This window comes from Rhodococcus sp. (in: high G+C Gram-positive bacteria), assembly GCF_049286785.1.
Classification (GTDB): Bacteria; Actinomycetota; Actinomycetes; order Mycobacteriales; family Mycobacteriaceae; genus Rhodococcus_F.
This window is the reverse complement of sequence record NZ_JBAQEO010000286.1, coordinates 1-2,234: the sequence shown is the minus strand read 5'-3', so window position 1 is coordinate 2,234 and position 2,234 is coordinate 1. Positions and strand designations below refer to the sequence as shown.

Sequence of the window (2,234 nt, the reverse complement as noted above, 5' to 3'; positions counted from 1 at the left end):
GCACCTAGGTAGCGGAATCGTTCCATCGACCTGAAGACCTCTGATACGACACGCGTCTCGTGCCGGTACACGGGACGGGAGGGACTCTCATGCCCATTCGATTGCTCGCCAACGGCTTCCCTCGAAGAAGTTCCATGCCCTCGATGGCACCGACGTATCACGGAGGGCAATCCCGGTCTGGATAGTGGGTAAGACAGCGCGGCAATGACCAATGCCAGCGAGGACACCCGCGGCGTGGAGAAGATTGTGGGCGATCGCCGCGCGCGGTGTCGATAATTGCGTGCCACGCGGTGGGTGGCATCGACGGCGGCCGTCGGCAGTGTGGTGTTGGTGAAGAACGGTGATGTCGCCAGACCGGAAACAGTGCATCGAGGTGTCGGGCGTCTTTACCCCGGCGCACGGTCATCCGAGCGGTAATTGTGTCTTTGTGGAAGAGGAAGCGGTATAGGCGGTTTGGGCTACCTCTTCATTGGATCCACTTACCGGTGTCCGGGTCGCGGACCGCTCCGGGGTACTGAACGGGCGTCCGGGCGTTATCGGCACCCGAATCGATGGCGTGCTGGACAGCAGTGTTCTCGGTCATCACCACCGAGAATTCGACACCGGCACGAAGGCATGCGCCGAGACGGCACCTTGACAAGAGCCGGCTCTGCCGGCGCGTAGCCGCATTCCCGCGATGACCGTGCGGATCCGGCGGTGCTGATCGCGGTGGCCAGCGGTGAGAGGCATTACGAAGGATCTGCTTGCCTGCCATTTTCGCGCGCCCATAGGATGCGCCTTGTTTTGGCGTGCCCACTGACCGGCGCAGCAGGGAGTCGATGTCGATGAACGCCCGGTTGGCTGGGCTCGGCGAGATCGGGACGCGATCGGCGAGTGCGAGGACGTCGTCGCGTCGGCCCAGGCCGTGTGCTTCGGTACCGCAAGGAATCCCGTCGGAATCGCTGGTTCAGTGGCATTTCGAGGTCCCGCTGCCCGAGCTGAGGTCACGCCAGGCCGTGACCGTACCTCGAACTGAGGTACCTTCTGCACGGACATACCAGCACAGCCCCAGCCATCGCTCGTAGCTGTTCCGCAGCGGGTTCGGCAGACGTGATGAATCGGCTGCCCCTGCAGCCGTCACGTATTGGAATCCTGGCTGCCATCGTCTGCGTGTACCGAGATACTCAGCCGTTCAATGAGATCGCCTGGGTAGGACAGGTTCGGGCTGCGAGCTCCACGTCGTCGTGTAGTTCGTCCCTCGGATTGCTATCGATGACACGGACTTGTTCATCATCATCACCGATCTGGAACACCGCAGGCGCCAACCCGGCGCAAACAGCGTGTCCTTCGCAGTGTTTGTAGTTCACTGTGACCTTCATAAGATTTCGTCCTTTGAGTCTCGGTTTCTTCGGGGCAAGTTAGCGCGAAGTGCCTGTACTTGGCTGGTGCTTCCGATGAGTCCTGATCACCTCCTGTTCTGCCGCCACTTTCCGCCCGGGCGGGACCGCACCTGCAATATTGGCTAATCCTGCTGCTCTGATCGCGACCGGGTTATTGTGGGTGATTTTGGTCGCGAGGCTTCGTGCGGCAACAAGTGGAACGTCGGCATTTTGCGTCACCGGCCCGATCGAGGCAGTATCCATAAGGAACCCTCTCAGCGGGTGAATTCTGCGGCGATGTCTCTGCCGATAATTTCTTTCATGATCTCGGTGGTACCTCCGTAGATGGTGAGCACACGACTGTCGACGTAGGCGCGGCCGATGGGGTATTCCATCATGTACCCGTATCCACCGTGGAGCTGCACGCAGCGGTCGATGACGCGTTTCTGTAGCTCGCTGGCCCACCACTTCGCCTTGGCTGCATCGACAGCGGTCAGCTCCCCGGCGTTGAGTGCGAGCACGCACCGGTCGATGTGTGAGCGGGTGACCTCGATCTCGGTGAGCATCTCGGCGAGCACGAAGCGGGTGTTCTGCAGATCGCCGATGGGCTTGCCGAATGCCCTGCGCTCGAAGGTGTATTTCGTGGTCCAGTCGTATGCTGCACGGGCGGCCGCGGCCGCGGCTACCGCGATGGATATCCGTTCGAGCGGAAGGTGTTCCATGAGGTGAAAGAATCCGTGGCCTTCGGTTCCGAGGAGGTTGGTGCCCGGAACTCGCACTTGGTCGAAGGACAGCTCGGCGGTGTCCTGGCCGGCGAGACCGACCTTGTGCAGTTTGCGGCCGCGAGAGAAGCCCGGCATGTCTCGTTCGACGACC

At 61.4% G+C, this 2,234-nt stretch carries 2 protein-coding genes and 1 pseudogene; all 3 read right to left on the bottom strand.

The features are described 5' to 3' along the window. Window positions 1-138: 138 nt before the first annotated feature. Window positions 139-892 (bottom strand): annotated as a pseudogene (locus WAW17_RS11330) (IS1380 family transposase); the annotation flags it as partial. 271 nt (window positions 893-1,163) lie between these two features. Next, window positions 1,164-1,358 (bottom strand): ferredoxin, encoded by a 195-nt coding sequence (locus WAW17_RS11325; protein ID WP_422333076.1) that lies wholly within the window; start codon window positions 1,356-1,358, stop codon window positions 1,164-1,166. A 275-nt stretch (window positions 1,359-1,633) separates the two neighbouring features. Beyond that, window positions 1,634-2,234: acyl-CoA dehydrogenase family protein (locus tag WAW17_RS11320; RefSeq protein WP_422333075.1), on the bottom strand; the 601-nt coding region annotated here is incomplete at its 5' end.